General features: G+C 67.7%; 10 protein-coding genes. 1 reads left to right on the top strand and 9 read right to left on the bottom strand.

From position 1 onward, the window contains the following. Nucleotides 1–34: 34 nt before the first annotated feature. The 7 genes from gyrA to ACFPN1_RS04025 all read right to left on the bottom strand — a co-directional run bounded on the left by gyrA (nucleotide 35) and on the right by ACFPN1_RS04025 (nucleotide 13,553). Nucleotides 35–2,725 carry a DNA gyrase subunit A gene (gene gyrA, locus ACFPN1_RS03995; protein WP_386753195.1) on the bottom strand — a complete coding sequence of 897 codons (2,691 nt, stop codon included), beginning with the start codon at nucleotides 2,723–2,725 and terminating at the stop codon, nucleotides 35–37. A 281-nt stretch (nucleotides 2,726–3,006) separates the two neighbouring features. Continuing rightward, on the bottom strand, nucleotides 3,007–4,065 hold the full coding sequence (gene mtnA / locus ACFPN1_RS04000; protein WP_386753196.1) for an S-methyl-5-thioribose-1-phosphate isomerase: 1,059 nt from the start codon (nucleotides 4,063–4,065) through the stop codon (nucleotides 3,007–3,009). 266 nt (nucleotides 4,066–4,331) lie between these two features. Then, nucleotides 4,332–5,315 (bottom strand): EF-P lysine aminoacylase EpmA, encoded by a 984-nt coding sequence (gene epmA, locus ACFPN1_RS04005; RefSeq protein WP_386753197.1) that lies wholly within the window; start codon nucleotides 5,313–5,315, stop codon nucleotides 4,332–4,334. After that, nucleotides 5,312–7,405 (bottom strand): NAD-dependent DNA ligase LigA, encoded by a 2,094-nt coding sequence (gene ligA, locus ACFPN1_RS04010; protein ID WP_386753199.1) that lies wholly within the window; start codon nucleotides 7,403–7,405, stop codon nucleotides 5,312–5,314. The genes epmA and ligA overlap by 4 nt, the downstream gene beginning before the upstream one ends. Before the next feature lie 596 nt (nucleotides 7,406–8,001). Beyond that, nucleotides 8,002–8,754 (bottom strand): cell division protein ZipA, encoded by a 753-nt coding sequence (zipA, locus tag ACFPN1_RS04015; RefSeq protein ID WP_386753201.1) that lies wholly within the window; start codon nucleotides 8,752–8,754, stop codon nucleotides 8,002–8,004. 29 nt (nucleotides 8,755–8,783) lie between these two features. Beyond that, nucleotides 8,784–12,287, bottom strand: coding sequence for a chromosome segregation protein SMC (gene smc / locus ACFPN1_RS04020; RefSeq protein ID WP_386753203.1), 3,504 nt, complete (start codon nucleotides 12,285–12,287; stop codon nucleotides 8,784–8,786). A gap of 171 nt (nucleotides 12,288–12,458) precedes the next feature. Then, a complete protein-coding gene (locus tag ACFPN1_RS04025) occupies nucleotides 12,459–13,553 on the bottom strand; it encodes an ABC transporter ATP-binding protein (RefSeq protein ID WP_386753204.1) in 1,095 nt (364 codons plus the stop codon). Nucleotides 13,554–13,693: 140 nt separating this feature from the next. Between ACFPN1_RS04025 and ACFPN1_RS04030 the strand changes: the two genes are divergently transcribed. Further along, nucleotides 13,694–15,070 (top strand): GH1 family beta-glucosidase, encoded by a 1,377-nt coding sequence (locus ACFPN1_RS04030; protein WP_386753206.1) that lies wholly within the window; start codon nucleotides 13,694–13,696, stop codon nucleotides 15,068–15,070. Nucleotides 15,071–15,395: 325 nt separating this feature from the next. Here the strand turns inward: ACFPN1_RS04030 and ACFPN1_RS04035 are convergent, their stop codons facing one another. Both ACFPN1_RS04035 and ACFPN1_RS04040 read right to left on the bottom strand, forming a co-directional pair. Beyond that, nucleotides 15,396–18,605 carry a discoidin domain-containing protein gene (locus ACFPN1_RS04035; RefSeq protein WP_386753208.1) on the bottom strand — a complete coding sequence of 1,070 codons (3,210 nt, stop codon included), beginning with the start codon at nucleotides 18,603–18,605 and terminating at the stop codon, nucleotides 15,396–15,398. Further along, a complete protein-coding gene (locus tag ACFPN1_RS04040; RefSeq protein ID WP_386753210.1) occupies nucleotides 18,602–19,423 on the bottom strand; it encodes a carbohydrate ABC transporter permease in 822 nt (273 codons plus the stop codon). The genes ACFPN1_RS04035 and ACFPN1_RS04040 overlap by 4 nt, the downstream gene beginning before the upstream one ends. Between the last annotated feature and the right edge of the window lies 1 nt (nucleotide 19,424).

Consider the following 19,424-nt stretch of genomic DNA (forward strand, 5'->3'; position numbering starts at 1 on the left):
GGCGGCGTTTTTCATGCCTGACGGAAGGCGCCGATCAGTCGGCGGAACCGGCCGGCAGTTCGTCGGTCACGGCGGGCGCAACCACTGCGGCGACACCCGCTTCGGCCTCGGACTCGTCGTCCAGGGACGCGTCCAGGCGTTCGATCGCCTGCAGCGACTCGTCCGCCGCCAGGCGCATCAGGGTGACGCCCTGGGTGTTGCGGCTGACCTGCGAGATCTCCGCCGCGCGGGTGCGCACCAGCGTGCCGCCGTCGGAGATCAGCAGGACCTCGTGGTGGTCGGACAGCTGCACCGCGCCCACCAGCGAGCCGTTGCGTTCGGTGGTCTTCAGGGCGATCACGCCCTGCGTGCCACGGCCCTTGCGCGGGTACTCGGCCACCGGCGTGCGCTTGCCGTAACCGCGTTCGCTGGCGGTGAGGATGTCGCCCTCGCCGTCGATGACGATCAGGCTGACGACCTTCGCACCGCCCGTGTTCACCGGCTGCTCGTCGCCCTCGCCGTCCGTGTCGGCCGCTTCGGCATCACCCGCTGCGAGACGGATGCCGCGCACGCCCGTGGCGGTACGGCCCATCGAACGCACTTCGGTTTCGGAGAAGCGCACCGCCTTGCCGTTGCTGGCGAACAGCATGATGTCGCGGCTGCCGTCGGTCAGTTCGGCGTTGACCAGCGCATCGCCCTCGTCGAGGTTGATCGCGATCTTGCCCTTCTGCAGGCGGAAGGCGAACTCGGTGAGCGGCGTCTTCTTGACCGTGCCGTTGCGGGTCGCGAAGAAGACGTACTTGCCTTCCTCGTACTCGCGCACCGGCACCACCGCCTGGACCTGCTCGTCGGCTTCCAGCGGGATCCAGTTGACGATCGGACGGCCGCGCGCATTCGGGCCGGCATCCGGCAACTGGTGCACGGACAGCCAGAACACGCGACCGGCGCTGGTGAAGGTCAGCAGCGTGTCGTGCGTGTTGACCAGCCACAGCTTGTCGATGAAGTCTTCGTCCTTGGTCGCCGCCGCGCTGCGGCCCTTGCCGCCACGCTTCTGCGCGCGGTACGTGCTGACCGGCTGGCGCTTGGCGTAACCGGCGTGCGAGAGCGTCACGACCACGTCTTCCGGCGCGATCAGGTCGAGAATGTCGAGGTCTTCTTCCGAAGCGCGGATCTCGCTGCGGCGCGGATCGTTGAATTCTTCCTTGAGGTTGCGCAGCTCGGTGCGGATCACTTCGAGCAGCACGGCCGGATTCTCGAGGATCTCGATCAGGCCGGCGATGGTCTGCAGCAGTTCCTTGTATTCGTCGGTGAGCTTGTCCTGCTCCAGGCCGGTCAGGCGGTGCAGGCGCATCTCGAGGATCTGCTGCGCCTGCGTTTCCGTCAGCTGGTAATACCGTTTTGAATCCGGGCCGTCGATCAGGCCCACGCCCTGCGGCAGGTCTTCGGGACGCGAGGCATCGGCGCCCGCGGCGGCGAGCAGCGAGGCGACCAGGCCCGGCTCCCAGGTGCGCGACAGCATGCGATCGCGCGCCTCGTTCGGATTCGCCGAGGTCTTGATCAGCTCGATCATCTCGTCGATGTTGGCGAGCGCAACCGTCAGGCCTTCCAAAATGTGCGCACGCTGGCGCGCCTTGCGCAGTTCGAAGATGGTGCGGCGGGTCACCACCTCGCGGCGGTGGCGCACGAAGGCTTCGAGGATCTGCTTGAGGTTCAGCAGCTGCGGTCGGCCGTCGACCAGCGCCACCATGTTGATGCCGAACACCGACTCCATCTGCGTCTGCTGATAGAGGTTGTTGAGCACCACTTCGGCGGATTCGCCGCGCTTGACCTCGATGTAGATGCGCATGCCGTCCTTGTCGGACTCGTCGCGCAGCTCCGAGATGCCTTCGAGCTTCTTTTCCTTCACCAGCTCGGCGATCTTCTCGATCAGCCGGGCCTTGTTGACCATGTACGGGATTTCCGTCACCGCGATGGCTTCGCGGCCGGTGTCCTCGTTCACCTCGATCTCGGCCTTGGCGCGCATGCGCACGCGGCCGCGGCCGGTGCGGTAGGCGAGCTGGATGCCGCCGACACCGTTGATGATGCCCGCGGTCGGGAAGTCCGGGCCCGGGATGTACTGCATCAGGCCGTCGATATCGATGGCCGGATCGTCAATCAGCGCGATGGTGGCGTCGACGACTTCGCCGAGGTTGTGCGGCGGGATGTTGGTCGCCATGCCGACCGCGATGCCGGCCGAGCCGTTGACGAGCAGGTTCGGCACACGCGTCGGCATGACGGTGGGCTCGAGTTCCTTTTCGTCGTAGTTGGGCTGGAAGTCGACGGTTTCCTTGTCGATGTCCGCCATCAGCTCGTGCGAGAGGCGCGACATGCGCGCTTCGGTGTATCGCATCGCCGCCGCGGAGTCGCCGTCGATCGAGCCGAAGTTGCCCTGCCCGTCGACCAGCATGTAGCGCAGCGAGAACGGCTGCGCCATGCGCACCAGCGTGTCGTAGACCGCGGTGTCGCCGTGCGGGTGGTACTTACCGATGACGTCACCGACGATGCGCGCCGACTTGTAGTACGGCTTGTTGCTGTGCGCGCCGAGCTCGTTCATCGCGTACAGGACACGGCGATGCACGGGCTTGAGACCATCGCGGACGTCGGGGAGCGCGCGGCCCACGATCACGCTCATGGCGTAATCGAGGTAGCTGCGGCGCATCTCGTCTTCGAGGTTGACCGGGATGATTTCCTTGGCGAGTTCTGCCATTCGGGTTCCGTCTGCTTGCGTTAGCGGCTGTGTTCAACGACCGCGGGACCGAGGCGAAATGCCGACGCAAAACCTGCCCGGAGCGGGCGTGTTTTGCGGCTCGCTCGGCGCGGCTTCAAAAGACGTGAAATCGTAGCACAGAACCGGGCCCCAAGACACCCCGATTCCCACGCAGAAACAATGGGTTACGAAACTTTTTGTGGACGCCGCCTGACCCAGTGTTCACGGCGCTGGCAGGCACCGGGAGAAGGGGCCCGCGAGCCGGTCCGCGGGCCGGGAATTCAGGCGCCGAAAGCAGCCCGCATGGCGGCCTCGTCGGGCCGCTCGATCACGCCCTTCTCGGTCACGATCGCGTCGATCAGCTCGTGCGGGGTGACGTCGAAGACCGGGTTCCAGGCGCCGATGTCGTGCGCCGCGGTGCGCACACCGCCGATGGCGAACATCTCGCCCGGGTCACGCTCCTCGATGTGGATGTCAGCGCCGGTAGGCGTGGCCATATCCACCGTCGACGAGGGCGCGGCGACCATGAACTTCACCCCGTGGTGGCGCGCGGCGATGGCGAGCTGGTAGGTGCCGATCTTGTTGGCGGTATCGCCGTTGGCGCAGATGCGGTCGGCGCCCACGACCACCCACTGCACGGCACCGGTCTTCATCAGGTGCGAGGCAGCGGCGTCGGCGATCAGGGTCGGCTGGATGCCGTCCTGTTGCAGCTCCCACACGGTCAGGCGCGCGCCCTGCAGCCACGGGCGGGTCTCGCCGGCATAGACCTTGCCGATGCGACCCTGCGCGACGCCAGCGCGGATCACCCCCAGCGCGGTGCCGAAGCCGGCGGTGGCCAGCGAGCCGGTGTTGCAGTGGGTCAGCACGCCGCTTTCGGGTTCGATCAGCGCCGCACCGAGCGCGCCCATGCGGCGGTTCGCGGCGAGGTCCTCGTCGGCGATGGCCTGCGCTTCGCGCTCCATCACCTCGCGCCAGTCCGGGCCGGCTTCGCCGACGACGCGGCGCATGCGCGTCAGCGCCCAGGCGAGATTAACCGCGGTGGGCCGCGCGTCGTTGAGGCGCTGCATGGCGGGTTCGAGCTTGCGCACGGCTTCGGCGCCGTCGACCGCTTCGATGGTGCGCGCCGCCAGCACCACACCCCAGGCCGCGGCGATGCCGATGGCGGGCGCGCCGCGGACGGTCAGCGAGTGGATGGCGGCGGCGACTTCGTCGCTGGTGTCGCAGCTCACGTATCCGACTTCGAACGGCAGCTTGCGCTGGTCCAGCAGTTCCAGCGCATCGCCGGTCCAGCGGATGGGGCGGATGCGGTCGTAGCGGTCGAAGTCGATGGTGTCGGTCATACAGGCATTTTAGCTGCTGGCAGGAGCGGCGCAGGTGCACTCGAAGCCAGGCTGGGGAGGGCGCCATCGGGCTCAGGCAGCGTTTGCAGGACAGTTCAGGAGCAAAGTCACTGGATCCCCGCCTTCGCGGGGATGACGGCGAAGAATCGAGAGACGCCCCGCGTTCGCGGGATGTCGGCAAAGGATCCGGGGCGCTTTGCGGCGATGACGGCAAAAGGATCGAGGGCGAACCTGCCTCGCGGGGGACGGCAACGATCAAGAGTGCTTCAGGCGCGGGCGAAGTCGAACGCCAGCACATCGGCAATGCGCGTCGTCTCCAGCATCGCCATCATCAAACGGTCGACGCCCATCGCGACACCTGCGCAAGCCGGAAAGCCGGCAGCCAGTGCCGCCAACAGGCTCTCGTCGCGCGGCGGCAAGGCATCACCACGCTCTGCGCGACGCCGCCGGTCGTTGTCGAAGCGCGCGCCCTGTTCCGCCGCGTCGGCGAGTTCGTGGTACCCGTTCGCCAGTTCCAGCGGTCCCAGGTAGAGCTCGAAGCGTTCGGCCACCGGCACGCCGTCCGCGCTGTCTTCGCGGATCCGCGCCAAAGCGCATTGCGACGCCGGATAGTCGTAAAGCGCAAGCAGCTGGTCGGCCGGGAACGACGGCTGCAGGCGGTGCGTCATCAGGAGATCGAGCCAGTCGTCTCGCGTCAGCCCTGCGGGATCGATGACCACGTCGCCGAGCGCGGCACGCAGTTCCTCGTCCGTGGCAGTCGCCGGGTCGATGCCGAGCCGTTCGCGATAGAGCGCGTGATAGCTGATTTCGTGTAGTTGCGCACTGCGGCCGACGAGTTCCAACGCGGCGTTCACCAAAGCCGCGGTTTCGTGGATCAGCCGGCGATGGTCCCAGCCCGCCCGATACCACTCCAGCATGGTGAATTCCGGGTTGTGGCGGCCCCCAGCCTCACCGTCGCGGAAGACGCGGCCCAGCTCGTAGCAGTCGCCGAAACCCGCCGCGAGCAGTCGCTTGAGCGGGTATTCCGGCGAAGTGCGCAGCCAGCGCGTGCGCGGGGCGCCGTCGGTGCGGCCGCTGAATTCCAGCGAGAAGGACGCGATGTTCGGATCGGTGTTGCCGGCATGCGACAGCACCGGCGTTTCCACCTCGAACACGCCGCGTTCGGCGAAGAACCCGCGGATCGCGGCATTGAGGCGCGCGCGCAGGCGCAGCGCCTCGAACGAAGCCGAAGGCTGCCAGTCCTGCGTCACGAGGCGTGCCCGGCGAGGAACGCGAGCAGCCGCTCCTCGTCCCAGATCTCGATGCCCAGTTCCTGCGCCTTGGCGAGCTTGGAGCCGGCCGCTTCGCCCGCAACGACGAACGAGGTCTTCTTCGACACGCTGCCCGACACCTTCGCCCCCAGCGCCTCGAGCCTGTCGCCTGCCTCGTCGCGCGACATCGACGCCAGACCGCCGGTCAGCACCACGGTCTGCCCCGACAGCGGCCCCTCGCTCGCGCGTTGCGGCGCCCCTTCCTTCCAGTGCACGCCATTGGCTCGCAACGCGGCGATGACCTCGCGGTTGTGTGGCTCGGCGAAGAAATGCGCGATGCGTGAGGCAACGATCGGGCCGATGTCGGGCACGGTCTTCAGGGTATCGACGTCGGCGGCCATGATCGGAGCGAGTGCGCCAAAGTGCTTGGCGAGCGTCTTTGCGGTGGACTCGCCGACGTCGCGGATACCCAGCGCGTACAGCAGTCTCTCGAGCGTCGTGCTGCGGCTGGCGTCGATCGCGGCGATCAGGTTCTCGGCCCAGCGCGTGGCGACCTTGCCGGACTTCACCGTGGCCGGCGTCGCACCGGACTGCTCGTCGGCGCGGCGCTTCATCTCGAGGAAATCATCGAGGGTCAGCCCATAGAGGTCCGCTACGGTGTGGACGTAGTCGAATTCGACCAGTGCGGCGATGAACTGCTCGCCCAGGCCCTCGATGTCCATCGCGCGGCGCGAGGCGAAGTGGAACAGCGCCTGCACGCGCTGCGCCGGACAGTACAGGCCGCCGGTGCAGCGCGCGACGACCTCGCCCTCCTCGCGTTCCACCGCCGATCCGCACGCGGGGCAATGCGTGGGCATCACGAACGGCGGGTGCAGCGGGTTGCCCTTCGCGTCCGTCGGCCTGCGCTCGGGGATCACGCGCACCACTTCCGGAATCACGTCGCCGGCGCGGCGGATGATCACCATGTCGCCCTTGCGCACGTCCAGGCGCGCGACCTGGTCGGCGTTGTGCAGCGTCGCCTTCACCACCGTCACGCCACCCACGTGCGTCGGCGTGAACACGGCGAAGGGCGTCACCGCGCCGGTGCGGCCGACGCTCACTTCGATCGATTCGACCGTGGTGGCTTCTTCCTGCGCCGGGAACTTGTGCGCGATCGCCCAGCGCGGTGCGCGCGAGACGAAGCCCATCGCCCGCTGCTGGTCGTAGCGGTCCAGCTTGTAGACGACGCCGTCGATGTCGTACGGCAACTCGTCGCGCACGCTGCCGATCTTCGCGAAGTACGCGAGCAGGCCTTCGGCGCCGCGCGCGGTCGTCACTTGCGGGCTTACCGGCAGGCCGAATTCGCGCAACAGCGCCAGCGTCTGCGAATGCGTCGGCGGCAAGGGCGGGCCTTCCACTTCGCCCAGCGAATAGGCGAAGAACGCCAGCGGCCGCTGCGCGGTGATGCGCGGATCGAGCTGGCGCAGCGAGCCGGCCGCGCCGTTGCGCGGATTGGCCAGGGTCTTCTCGCCGTGCTCGCGTGCCCAGGCGTTGTACTTCTCGAACGCCGCCCGCGGCATGTACACCTCGCCGCGCACTTCCAGCACGGCGGGTGCCGTGCCGCGCAGGCGCAGCGGGATCGCCTTGATCGTGCGCAGGTTCGCGGTCACGTCCTCGCCGGTCGCACCGTCGCCGCGCGTGGCGCCGCGCACGAACGCGCCGTTTTCGTAGCGCAGGCTGATCGCCAGGCCATCGAGCTTGGGTTCGGCGGAAAACACGGGCTCGAAGTCGCCGGTTTCCTTGCCGATGCGCGCGACGAATTCGTGGATTTCCTCGGGCGTGAAGGCGTTGGCCAGCGACAGCATGGGCACGGTGTGGCGCACTTCGGCGAACTTGCCCGAGGGCGCGTCGCCGACACGCTGGGTCGGCGAGTCCGGGCTGGCCAGTTCGGGATGCGCGGCCTCCAGTGCTTCCAGCTCGCGCATCAGGCGGTCGTATTCGATGTCCGGAATGTCCGGATCGTCGAGGACGTGGTAGCGGTAGTTGGCGTCTTCGATCTGCCGGCGCAGCTCGTCGATTCGGCGCGCGGGGGATGGCGACTTCGGCGTCATGTTCTTCGGGGTTCGCCTTGCTCGTCGTTCCCGCGGAGGCGGGAATCCAGGTACGGGATTCTGCCGGGGTGGACGCGAGGGGGGAAGCAAAACGACCGAGGGCGGGTCTCGCCAAACGCCGCCTGGTCAGAAGCAAAGTCGCCGGGTTCCCTTGCGCCGGGAACGACGATCAAGGTTGGTCCGTCATCCCCGCGAAACGGAGGCCTTTAGGGTTGTCATCCCCGCGTAGGCGAGGATCCAGTGCCTTTTAGCCCAGCGAGTAACAACTCGCCGAGCCTGCCTTCACGGGAACGACGAGCGGACGCAACTGTGGCTGCGTTGGAGGCCAACACAGCTTGGTTAGAAGCAAACTCGCCGGGTTCCCGCCTGCGCGGGAACGCCGAGCAAAACCGACCGCGGGTTGCGCTTGGTTGCCAACGCGACGTGGTCACAAGCGAAAGTGACTGGGTTCCCGCTTGCACGGGAACGACGAGCAAAAGCAAGCGTGGGTTGGCTTGGGCTGGCAGCGGCTTGAACGAAAGCAAAAGTCGCTGGATTCCCGCCTTCGCGGGAATGACGAGCCAAAGGCAATTGCCGACGCGGGGTTTGCGCTTCGGTTACCAGCGTCCCGGCTTGGTCAGCGGCGGCGCTTCGCGCTGGCGGTCGTAGGCGCGTAGTTCGTCGCGGATGTGGGCGATGCGCTGGCGGCCCAGGGCATTGCGCGATTCGTCCAGCACTACGCCGTCCAGCAGCTCGGCCATGCGCTGCGCGGTGGGCAGCATGGTTTCCCACGCGTCCAGCGCCGCGACCGGCGCCGGCAACGTAAGGAAGAACGCGATCGCGGGCGTTTCCATCGCCTGGATGCTGGCCATGTCGAAGCTGCCGGGCTTCATGATGTTGGCGACGCTGAAGACCGGGCCACGCTCGGGATGATTGTCGATCAGGCGGTGGAACACGCCCATGTGCCCGTAGGTCAGGCCGGCCTTCTCCGCGGCGACGACGATGTCCGGGCCGTGCAGCTTCGCGCCGGCACGGGCGGCGAGGTACAGCGTGACGATCTTCTCGAAGGTCTCGTCGTTGCGCTTGCCCAGATCGCTGGACGCGGCGCTGGCTGCGGGAGCGTCCAGTGCGAGTTCGGGCTGGGTCACCGGCTCGTCCTGGTCGTCGACCGCCTGTTCGTCGCCGACCACGCCCATGGTGGGCTCCATGCGCGGGGCGAAGGCGTCCGCGATGCTGGGCCGGGGAGCCTGCCTGGCCGACGCGCGCTTGCCCTGCTCCTGCTTGCGTGGCTTGCCGAAGAAAATGATCGCGGCGACCAGGATCGCGCCGGCAATGACGATACCAATGCGCAGCAGGGTGGTGTCTGACATCGTGCGTCGGCTCCTCGTTCTCTCTCGGCTTACGCCGCGCCCGCCAGGCGCGTCGCCTCGGCGAGGTCCACGGACACCAGGCGGCTGACGCCCGGTTCGCGCATGGTCACGCCCGACAGCTGGTGGGCGGCTTCCATGGTCGCCTTGTTGTGCGTGACGAACAGGAACTGTACCTGCTCGCTCATCTCGCTGACCATGTTTGCCAGTCGGCCGACGTTGGCTTCGTCGAGCGGCGCGTCCACCTCGTCCAGCAGGCAGAACGGCGCCGGATTCAGGCGGAAGATCGCGAACACCAGCGCCACCGCGGTCATCGCCTTCTCGCCGCCGGACAGCAGCGAGATGTTGGACACGCGCTTGCCCGGCGGGCGCGCCATGATCGTGACGCCGGTGTCGAGCAGGTCCTCGCCGGTGAGTTCGAGATAGGCATGACCGCCACCGAACAGGCGCGGATACAGCTCCTGCACGCTGGAATTGACCCGGTCGAAGGTGTCCTTGAAGCGGCCGCGGGTCTCGCGGTCGATCTTGCGGATGGCCTCTTCCAGCGTTTCCAGCGCCGTGGTGAGGTCGGCGAACTGCGAGTCGAGGTATTCCTTGCGTTCGGCGGCTTCGGCGTGTTCCTGGATCGCGGCCAGGTTGACCGGCTCCAGGCGACGCAGCCTGCCGTCCAGGTCGTTGACGATGCGCTCCCACGCCGACGCGTCGGCATCGTCGGGCAGCGTATTGACCACGTCCTCGATCACGAAACCCGCTTCCACGATCGCGGCGCTGAGGGTCTCGGCCTTGAGCACGAGGGCCTGCTGCTCCAGGCGACGCTGGCCGATGGCCTCGCGCTGCGCGATCGCCTGCTCGTCGCGGGCGTGGCGGGTCTGTTCGTACTGGCGCAGTTCGTTGTCGATGCCGTCGAGCGCGGTGCGCGCGGCGGTGAGGTTGTGCTCGACGGTGACGCGCTGTTCGAGCGCGACCTGACGCTGCTGTTCGAGCTGGTGCACCGGCTCGTCGCCGTCGGCGAGCTGCTCGGCCAGTTCGCCCAGGCGCGAATCCAGCTGACCGCGCTGCCCCCCCATGCGTTCCAGCGCCTGCATCAGGCCGGCGATCTGCGCACGCTGGGTTTCCACGCTCAGCAGCAACGCCTGCGCGGCATCGCGCGATTCGCGCGCCATGGTGCGCGCCTGTTCGCGGGCCTCGGTGAGGCTGCGGCGTTCGGCGTCCAGCTGCTGGCGCGCGTCTTCGAGTTCGGCCATGCGCATGACCGCCTCTTCCTGGCGGGCGCGGGCTTCGGCGGCCTGTTCACGCGAACCGTCCAGCATCGAAGCGAGCTGGGCGAGTTCGGCGTCGATCTTCTCGATGCGGTTTCGCGCGTTGTCCAGGCGTCCCTGCTGGCTCTGCAGCTGGCCGGCCAGTTCGGACACGCCGCGGTGCGCCATGTACAGCGCACGCTGGGCGTCTTCGCGCTGCTGCTCGGCGGCAAGCAGGCGATCGCGCCAGGCGGTGATGCCGCGCTCGAGTTCGTGCTCGCGATTCTGCAGTTCCTCGATCTGCGCGCGCAGCTCCTGGATCTCGCGTTCGCGCAGCAGCGCGCCCTGCCTGGCGGCGCCCGAACGCAGCACGCGCACCCAGCCGGCACCGAGGCGCTCGCCGTTGCGGGTGATGACCGATTCGCCCTCGCCCAGTTGCGGCAGCAGCGCGCGTGCCTCGGCCAGAGTCTCGGCCGTGTGCAGCTTGGCGAGGATGCGGCGGATCGCGATCGGGCCGGTGACTTTCGAAGCGAGCGACGTCGGAGCGAACGCGACGGCATCGTTGTGCGGATCGACCAGCGCGAGGCGGCCCTCACCGAGGTCGCCGATCGCATCGACCAGCGCTTCCGGTGCTTCGACCAGTACGCCCTCGATCAGCTGGCCGAGCGCGCTTTCGACGGCGTTTTCCCAGCCCTGTTCGACGACGAGCTTCTCGCCCACGCGAGCGGCGTTATCCAGGCCGCGCTGGCGCAGCCATTCGGTCGCGGCGCCCTGCTCCTGCCCGAGTGCGGCGTGCTGCAGGGTTTCCAGCGAGGCCAGGCGGCCGCGCGAGGTCTGCGCCTGCTTGCGCACCTCGGCCAGTTCGGTCTGCGCGGCGCGCTGCTGGTCCTGCAGCTCGGTGAGCGTGTGCTTGCGCTGTTCCAGCTCGCTGGTGAGCGTTTCCAGCGAGGCTTTCTGCGTGTCGTGCTGGTCCTGGATGCCGGCGAACGCATCCGTCAACGCGGTCAGGTCGAGCCCGGCGCGTTCGGCGCTCAGCGCTTCGCGACGGCGATCGGCATCGAGGGCCTGGCGGTCGAGGTGTTCGATGCGGGTGCGTTCGACATCCGCCGCACGCGCGGCTTCGGACTGCGCACGCGTATGCGTGTCCCAGCGCTGCTGCCAGTCGTTGAGCCGGGCTTCGGCATCGCGCAGCGCTTCCTGGCGTGCCTCGTCCTCGGCGCGCAGCTGTTCCAGGCGCGGCTCGGATTCCTCGATCGAGGCGCGCAGCACGTCCAGCCGCGACTGGTCGCTGCCGATGTGCTGGGCGATCTCCGCCAGCTGGTTCATCGCTTCGTCGCGGGCACGCTGCAGGCGCGTGGACATCTCGCGCTGGTGCTGGATCTGCTGCTCGATGCGGGCGAGCGCGCCACCGACTTCGTAGCTGGCGGCCTGCGCCTTGTTGAGGTTCTCGGCGGCTTCCTCGCGGCGGACGCGGCCGGTTTCGATCAGGCGCTCGGCTTCGCGCTGTTCGGCGATGAGCTGTTGCAGGCGGGTTTCCTGCTGGCTGAGCTTCTCGCGCTGCGCCTGCAGCTTCTGGTCGAGGGCGCGGTGTTCCAGCGCCTTCCACTCGGCGTCCTTGACCTTGCGTTCGGCCTGGATCGCCTGGTACTGCTCGGCCTGGCGCGCCTGGCGCTTGAGGTGCTCGAGTTGCTTGCCGACTTCCTCACGCAGGTCGTTGAGGCGGTCGAGGTTTTCGCGCGTGTGGCGGATGCGCGTTTCGGTTTCCTTGCGGCGCTCCTTGTACTTGGAGATGCCGGCGGCTTCCTCGAGGTAGACGCGCAGTTCCTCGGGCTTGGCCTCGATGACCTGGGAAATCATGCCCTGCTCGATGATCGAGTAGCTGCGCGGGCCCAGGCCGGTGCCGAGGAAGAGATCGGTGATGTCGCGTCGGCGGCACTTGGCGCCGTTGAGGTAGTACTGGTTCTGGCCGTCGCGGCTGACGGTGCGCTTGACCGAGATTTCGTTGAACGCGGCGAATTCGCCGCTGATGGTGTGGTCGGAGTTGTCGAAGATCAGCTCGACCATCGCCTGCGACACCGGCTTGCGCGCCGAGGAACCCGCGAAGATCACGTCCGTCAGCGAATCGCCGCGCAGGCGGCTGGCGGAGCTTTCGCCCATCACCCAGCGCACGGCGTCGATGATGTTGGACTTGCCGCAGCCGTTCGGGCCGACCACGCCGGTCATGTTGGTCGGCAGGTGCAGCGTGGTCGGGTCGACGAAGGACTTGAAGCCGGACAGCTTGATGGTGGAAAGACGCATGCGGCAGAACAGCCCCTGACGCTGCCGGCAGGCAGCGCCGCTAAGTGACAAAACCAATTAGAATTATTGCCTAAGCCTTTGATTGGATTAGGCTGTCTCGCACCATCCGGCACGAGCTTCCCGGGAGTATACCGGCTGCCGCGGCGCGGCAAGCGGCCGTCCGTGCCTTGCTCAGGCGCCCGCTTCCAGCCGCTGTCCGGTAGCGGCGTCGAAGAAGTGCAGCGCGCCGGCAGCGAGGTCCAGCGGCAGGGCCTGGCCGACCTCGACGCTCACATCGGGAGCCAGCCGCGCCACCAGCGCGTCAGGCCCATAACGCAGGTTGACGAAGGTCTCGCTGCCCACGGGTTCGACCACTTCGACTTCGGCGTTGAGCGCGGCGGCACGCTGCGGACCTGCCGGCAGCAGGTGCTCGGGCCGCACGCCGACCGCCAGCTCGCGATCCAGCCACGACACCGGCACGTCGACGCCGTCCAGGCCGATGCGGCGCCCCTCGCCCAGGCTCAGTGCCAGGCCGTCGGCACGAACCAGGCGGCCGTGCACGATGTTCATCGCGGGGCTGCCGAGGAAGGTCGCGACGAACAGGTTCGCCGGTCGCGCGTACAGGGCCATGGGCGTGTCGATCTGCTGGATCTGCCCGTCCTTCAGCACGACGATGCGCTGGCCCAGCGTCATCGCCTCGATCTGGTCGTGGGTGACGTAGACCATGGTCGCGCCGAGCCGGCGGTGCAGGCGCGCGATCTCCACGCGCATGCCGCTGCGCAGCTTGGCATCCAGGTTCGAGAGCGGCTCGTCCAGCAGGAACACCTGCGGATGCCGCACCAGCGCCCGCCCCAGCGCCACGCGCTGGCGCTGGCCGCCAGACAGCGCGCCCGGCTTGCGCTCGAGCAGGCGGTCCAGTTCCAGCATCGCCGCCGCTTCCGCGACGCGGGCGGCGATGTCGGCCTTCGGCATCCCGCGCAGCTTCAGCGCGAAGCCGAGGTTCTCGGCCACCGTCATGTGCGGGTACAGCGCGTAGTTCTGGAAGACCATCGCGATATCGCGTTCCTTCGGCGGCAGGTCATTGACCCGCCGGTCGCCGATGCGCAACTCGCCGTCGCTGATCGCTTCCAGCCCGGCAATCATCCGCAGCAGGGTCGACTTGCCGCAGCCCGACGGGCCGACCAGCACCATCAGCTCGCCGTCGGCGATTTCGAAGGTCGCGTCGGCCACGCCGACGAAGCCGTTCGGGTAGACCTTGCGCAAGCGATCGAGCGAGACCTTGGCCATGGTTCTCCGGTTCCTTTTCCACCCCGGGCGAGGGAGCCGCGCCCCCGGACATGCATCCGGCTGGATCGTGGGCTATCCTGCGCCATGTAACCGTTTTCATACTCAGTAATCAACGACCCGGCCACGGAGGCGAGACCCAGATGAACCAGGCGCCAGTCTTTCCCGAGGGTTTTCTGTGGGGCGCGGCCACGGCCGCGCATCAGATCGAAGGCTCGCCACTCGCCGACGGCGCCGGCCCCAGCATCTGGACGCGCTTCGCACATACGCCGGGGATGATGCTCAACGGCGACACCGGCGACGTGGCCTGCGACCACTACAACCGCTGGAAGGACGACGTGAAGCTGATACGCGAGCTGGGCCTGCAGGCCTATCGCTTCAGCGTGTCGTGGTCGCGCATCCTCCCGGAGGGCACCGGCCGGGTGAACCAGAAGGGCCTGGACTTCTACTCGCGCCTGGTGGACGAGCTGCTCGCCAACGGCATCGAGCCGCTGTTGACGCTCTATCACTGGGACTTGCCCGCGGCGCTCGACGATCGCGGCGGCTGGCTCAACCGCGACATCGCCGACTGGTTCGCCGAATACGGCAGCGTGCTGTTCCGCGCGCTCGACGGACGGGTGAAGAAATGGGTCACGCACAACGAACCGTGGGTCGTCACCGACGGCGGCTATCTCCATGGCGCGCTCGCTCCGGGTCATCGCAGCAGGTACGAGGCGCCCATCGCTTCGCACAACCTGATGCGCGCGCACGGCGCGGCGGTGAAGGCGTATCGCGAGTTGGGCAAGCACGAGATCGGCCTGGTGGTGAACATCGAGCCGAAGTACCCGGCCTCGGATTCGGCGGAAGACGCCGCGGCGGTGCGGCGTGCGCACGCCTACATGAACGAGCAGTACCTTCACCCCGCCCTGCTCGGCCGCTACCCGCCCGAGCTGAAGGAGATCTTCGGCGACGCCTGGCCGGAATGGCCGGAAGACGACTTCCGCCTGATCCGCCAGCCGCTGGATTTCGTCGGCATCAATTACTACACGCGCAGCGTTACCAAGGCGGCGGAAAGCTATCCGCTCAACACCGGCGTGGTGAAGCAGCCGCTGGGCACCTACACGGAAACCGGCTGGGAAGTCTTCCCGCAGGGCCTCACCGACCTGCTGCTGTGGTTCAAGCAGACCTACGGCGACCTACCGGTCTACATCACCGAGAACGGCGCCGCGTTTTTCGATCCGCCGGCGGCTATGGTCGACGAGGCCGGCAATCGCCGCGTGCGCGATCCGCTGCGCATCGACTACCTGCGCAAGCACATCGGCGCGGTGCACGAGGCGATCCGGCAAGGCGTGGACATCCGTGGCTACATGCTGTGGTCGCTGATGGACAACCTGGAGTGGTCGCTGGGTTACTCCAAGCGCTTCGGCATGGTGCACGTGAACTACGTGACGCAGGAACGCACGCCGAAGGACAGCGCGCGGTGGTACTCGAAGGTGATCGCGACGCATGGGCGGTCGCTGGCGGAGCCGTTGCCGTATTGAGCTTGCGCCGGGATCTGGCCGCCGTTCCTTGTGCCGGGGCTTTGCGCCCTTCTCCACGTCGTGTCGGGCCTACTCCTTCTCCACGTTGCGCCGGGCCTACTCCCTTCTCCCCGCTTGCGGGGAGAAGGTGCCGAAGGCGGATGAGGGGGCGAGCGGAGCGAGCTGCCTTGGCTTTGCTTTCGCCGTTGAGAAGAAAAGCAAGAGCAACTCGCTGCGCTCGCCCCCCTCATCTGCCCCCCGATTAAAGCATTCGGGGGCAGGCTCTTCGGGCATCTTCTCCCCGCAAGCGGGGAGAAGAAGTTCCGTCGCAGGCCAGCCGCCCGAATCAGCGTTTGATCACGATCTCGACCGGGACGCGATTGACGCGCAATTCTCCGTTCCTCACCCCGCCTCCGCTGCGGGCAGTCGCGCTCCGCCACTCTGGCGGCAACGCAAGCACGACACCACCCTTTGGCACCGTCACGCCTTCCCGCAACGCGAGATGCAGCGTATCCCCGTCGGCCTTCAGCGCGTACGACAGCGCGCCCTGCGGCGTGCGCAGGCCTGAAACCGATACGCCCTCGCCCTCCAGCCAGTCCGCCGGCAAACCTGCGCCGATCACCAGCGCATCGTCCGATTCCCGCGTGTACGCGAACATGTCGAGCACCGAGCGCACGTAGTCCGACTCCACCCACGCGTGCGGCAGGTCGCCGACGAAGAACGGTTGGCGCGGCGTGCGCGACACCACTTCGGCCCACTGGTTCCAGCCGCGCGGCTGCTGGTCCCCGAAGAAGAAATCCAGCGCCGCGTGCGCGCGTTCCCTCTCACCCAGGCGCACGAACGTTCCCACCGTGCGCAACTCGTAAGGCGTGTAATCCTTCCACTCGCGCGTGCCGTCGCGGCGGGCCACGAACTCGCGCCAGTAGCGTTCGAAGGTGTTGTGCAGCAGGTCCTGCGGCAGCGCATCCTGCTCACCGCCGGGCGCAAGCGCGATCGTGGTCGACGTCGCATCGAAGTCGCCCAGTTCCGCCGACCCGGGCAGGAAATCGATGCCGCGCTGTTTCGTAGCCGCCACAAGCGAGGCATGCAGATCGGCGCGGAACTGGTCGCGCGAGGCTGCAAACGCCGCCGCTTCCTTGCGCTTTCCGAGCCACTGCGCGATCTCGACCGCGTCCTTGTAACCGCGCAGCGCCCAGAAGTTGTCCCAGTACGAGTGCATCGGCTTGGCCGAGTAGCCCTCGTGGCTGATCGAGGCCGGCATCATTCCGTAGAACGCGGCATTCACGGCGCGATTGTCCGCCGTGCGTTCGCTCAGGCGCAGTTCGTCCATGTACTTCACCGCACCGGCCACGTGCGGCCACATGGCATCCAGCAGCTCGCGATCGCGTGTGTAGCGGTACAGCTCCGCGACGGCGAAGATCAGTTCGCCGTGGCTGTCGTTTTCCGGGACCGGATCGCTGCCGCGGTCGTCCACGCAGCACGGCACCTTGCCGTTGTCGAACTGGTACGGCGCGTACCAGCGCAGGAATTCCTCCGCCACGTCTTCGCGTCCAAGCCGCAGCAGGCCTTCGGCAATCATCGCGCCGTCGCGGATCCAGGCGCGTGCGTACGAACGCGTACCCGGCTGCAGGCGCGGCCCGGTGCGGCTGATGAGCATGTGGGCGAGCGCGGTGCGCAGCGTGTCGACGAGATGCTGGCCCTGCGGCGGCACGCGGATCGCGGCCGCATCGAGCTTCGCACGCCACTGCGCGGCGACTTCCTGCTGCGCGGCGACGAGGTCGGAATCCGATGCATCCGGGAACGGATTGGCGGAAGGGTCGTTCGATTCGGCCCTGGCGCCGCCGCTCGTCGCACTCAATGGAACGTAGTACGCAACTTCCCGGCGCTCGCCGGGCTGCAGGCGCATGCGGTACAGCATCGCGCCGGAGGCCATGCCGGTCTCGTCCACCACGGCGGCGCGCTGCAGCGATCCGGAGTTGTCGAAGATTTCGCCTTTCCGCAGGTGTTCGGCGACCAGTCCGCCATCGAACGACGTCGCGAACGTGACGTCGGGTCGCTGCAGGTTCGTCAGCACGACGCGCGCATCCCCCCGTCCGTCGACGGGCCTGCGGGCGACCGTGACGTTGCTGCCGTCCATGGCCAGCTCGTGGATCGGCGAGAACCCGCCCGGCGTGCTGAGGAACTGCGTGGGCGGATTCACCTGCCACGGCTGCACGGCCAGCGCCAGCACGTAGTCGCGGGCTGAATCGCCCGTATTGGTCAGCGCGTAGCGGACCAGCATCCGCGCCTGCTTGCGGTCGCCCTGCGCGAAGGCCGTGACGCGCAGATGGAATTGCGGATGCGTCCACTCGACCGAGGGGATCGGCAGGTAGCCGTCCTGCAACGATTGCGACAGCTGCACGTCGGCCCAGGTCACCAGCCGGTCGTCGACGCGCACGAACGGCGTCAGGCTGATGCCGCCGCGCCCGAGCTCGACGGCGCCGTCCTCGCCGATCAGGCCCTGGTCCGTCCCGCCATCGATGCCGACGATGGTCCAGTACGGCTGCTCGCCCTGGAGGCCGCGCGGAAAAATCCCGCGCGGTGCATCCGCGGCGATGGCGCGCAGGAAATCGTTGGGCGTCGCGCCGAAGGACAGCGGCTCGATGGCGACTTCGGCCAGCCCGTAGCGCCGGCCCTGCCCTTCGTGCAGGCTCAGCCGCAGGTAACGCGCTTCCGACTCGGGCAATGCGATAGGGTCGATGCCGCCATTGCCCTGGGTAACCTGGCGCACAGTCCGCCAGTCCTTGCCGTCCTGCGAGAGCGCGATGTCGTAGACCGTCGCCCCCTCGCCTTCCATCCAGCGCAGCCGCACTCCACCGAACTCGCGCTGGCGTCCCAGGTCCAGATCGATGCTTGCGGGACGCTCCGCCGTTGCGCGCCACGCCGTATCGGTACGGCCATCCACGGCGTTGGCCGCCGGGTTTCCGCCGATGGAACCCGTCGCCGTGGCGACCGGGCGCGGCGGCGGCGAAGTCTCCACCGCGCGCTCGCGGAATTCGAGCGAATCGAAGCACACCGAACCCTGGCCGCCCACGCTGTTGGAGATCGTGAACTCCACCTTCCGGCTCTCGTGAAGCACCGGATCCGGCGACGGTCCCCACGCCTTCGCGATGTGCCGCTTCTTGTAGACCACGCGCGTCCATTGCACGGGGAAGTCGTAGCGCGGCCTGTTCACCCACCAGACGTTGTCGCCGCTGGCGTCGATCAGCTTGAACTGCAGGTCATTGGCCGGCGAATCGCCGCGCAACTGGAAGGCGAATTCGTAATCCGCCGGATACGCCAGCGGCAGCTCGCGCTGCAGGCCGACATAGCCGGAGACGCCGTTGAAGTCGTAATCCAGGCACAAGGCGCGCCCTTCGACGCCGTCGGTTGCGCGCAGTCGGCCCGTCACCTGGTTGGAGGCGATCACGCGCCAGGGCGATCCGTCCCCGAAGTCGTCCAGCACCGTCGCTCCCGCCGCGGTGGGCATGCCCGGTCCCAACGCCGCCAGCAGCACGAACGGACGCAGCAACCTCATCCCTTCACGCTCCCCACCAGCAGGCCCTGCAGGTAGTAGCGCTGCAGCACCAGGAACAGCAGCAGCACCGGCAGCACCGTCACCACGGAGCCGGCCATCATCATTTCGATGTCCTGCACGTGCTCGCGCGAGAGCGAGGCCAGCGCCACCGGCAGCGTGTACATGCTGTTGTCGCTGAGCACGATCAATGGCCACATGAAGTCGTTCCACGAGGCCAGGAACACGAAGATCGCCAGCGTCACCAGGATCGGCTTGAGCAGCGGCAGCACGATCTGGAAGAAGATGTGGCCCTCGCCCGCGCCATCGATACGCGCGGCTTCCAGGAGTTCATCGGGAATGGAGCGCGCGTACTGGCGGACCAGGAAGATCCCGAACACGCCGGCCATGCCGGGAACGATCGCGCCGCCGTACGTGTTGATCAGCCCCATCTGCTTGAGCATCAGGAACAGCGGCATCATCGTCACCTGCGCGGGGATCACCAGCGCCGCCAGCAACAGCCGGAACACGCGTTCGCGACCGGCGAAGCGCAGCTTGGCGAAGGCGTAGCCCGCCATCGTGTTGAGCAACAGCGCGATCAGCGTGGTGAGCCCGGCAATCAGCGCGCTGTTGAGCAGGTAGCGCCCCATGCCGGCCTTGGCGAACAGTTCGCGGTAGTTGTGCAGGGTCGGCGCATCCGGCCACAGCGGCGGCGGGAAATGGCTCGCCTCGCCCGGCTGCATGAACGACACCGCCAGCATCCACAGCAACGGCGCCAGGCTGAGCGCAGCCAGTCCGATCAGCAAGCCGTTGATGATGGCCTTGGCCAGGCGTGGATTCATC

Source organism: Lysobacter yangpyeongensis (assembly GCF_042655745.1).
Classification (GTDB): domain Bacteria; phylum Pseudomonadota; class Gammaproteobacteria; order Xanthomonadales; family Xanthomonadaceae; genus Agrilutibacter; species Agrilutibacter yangpyeongensis.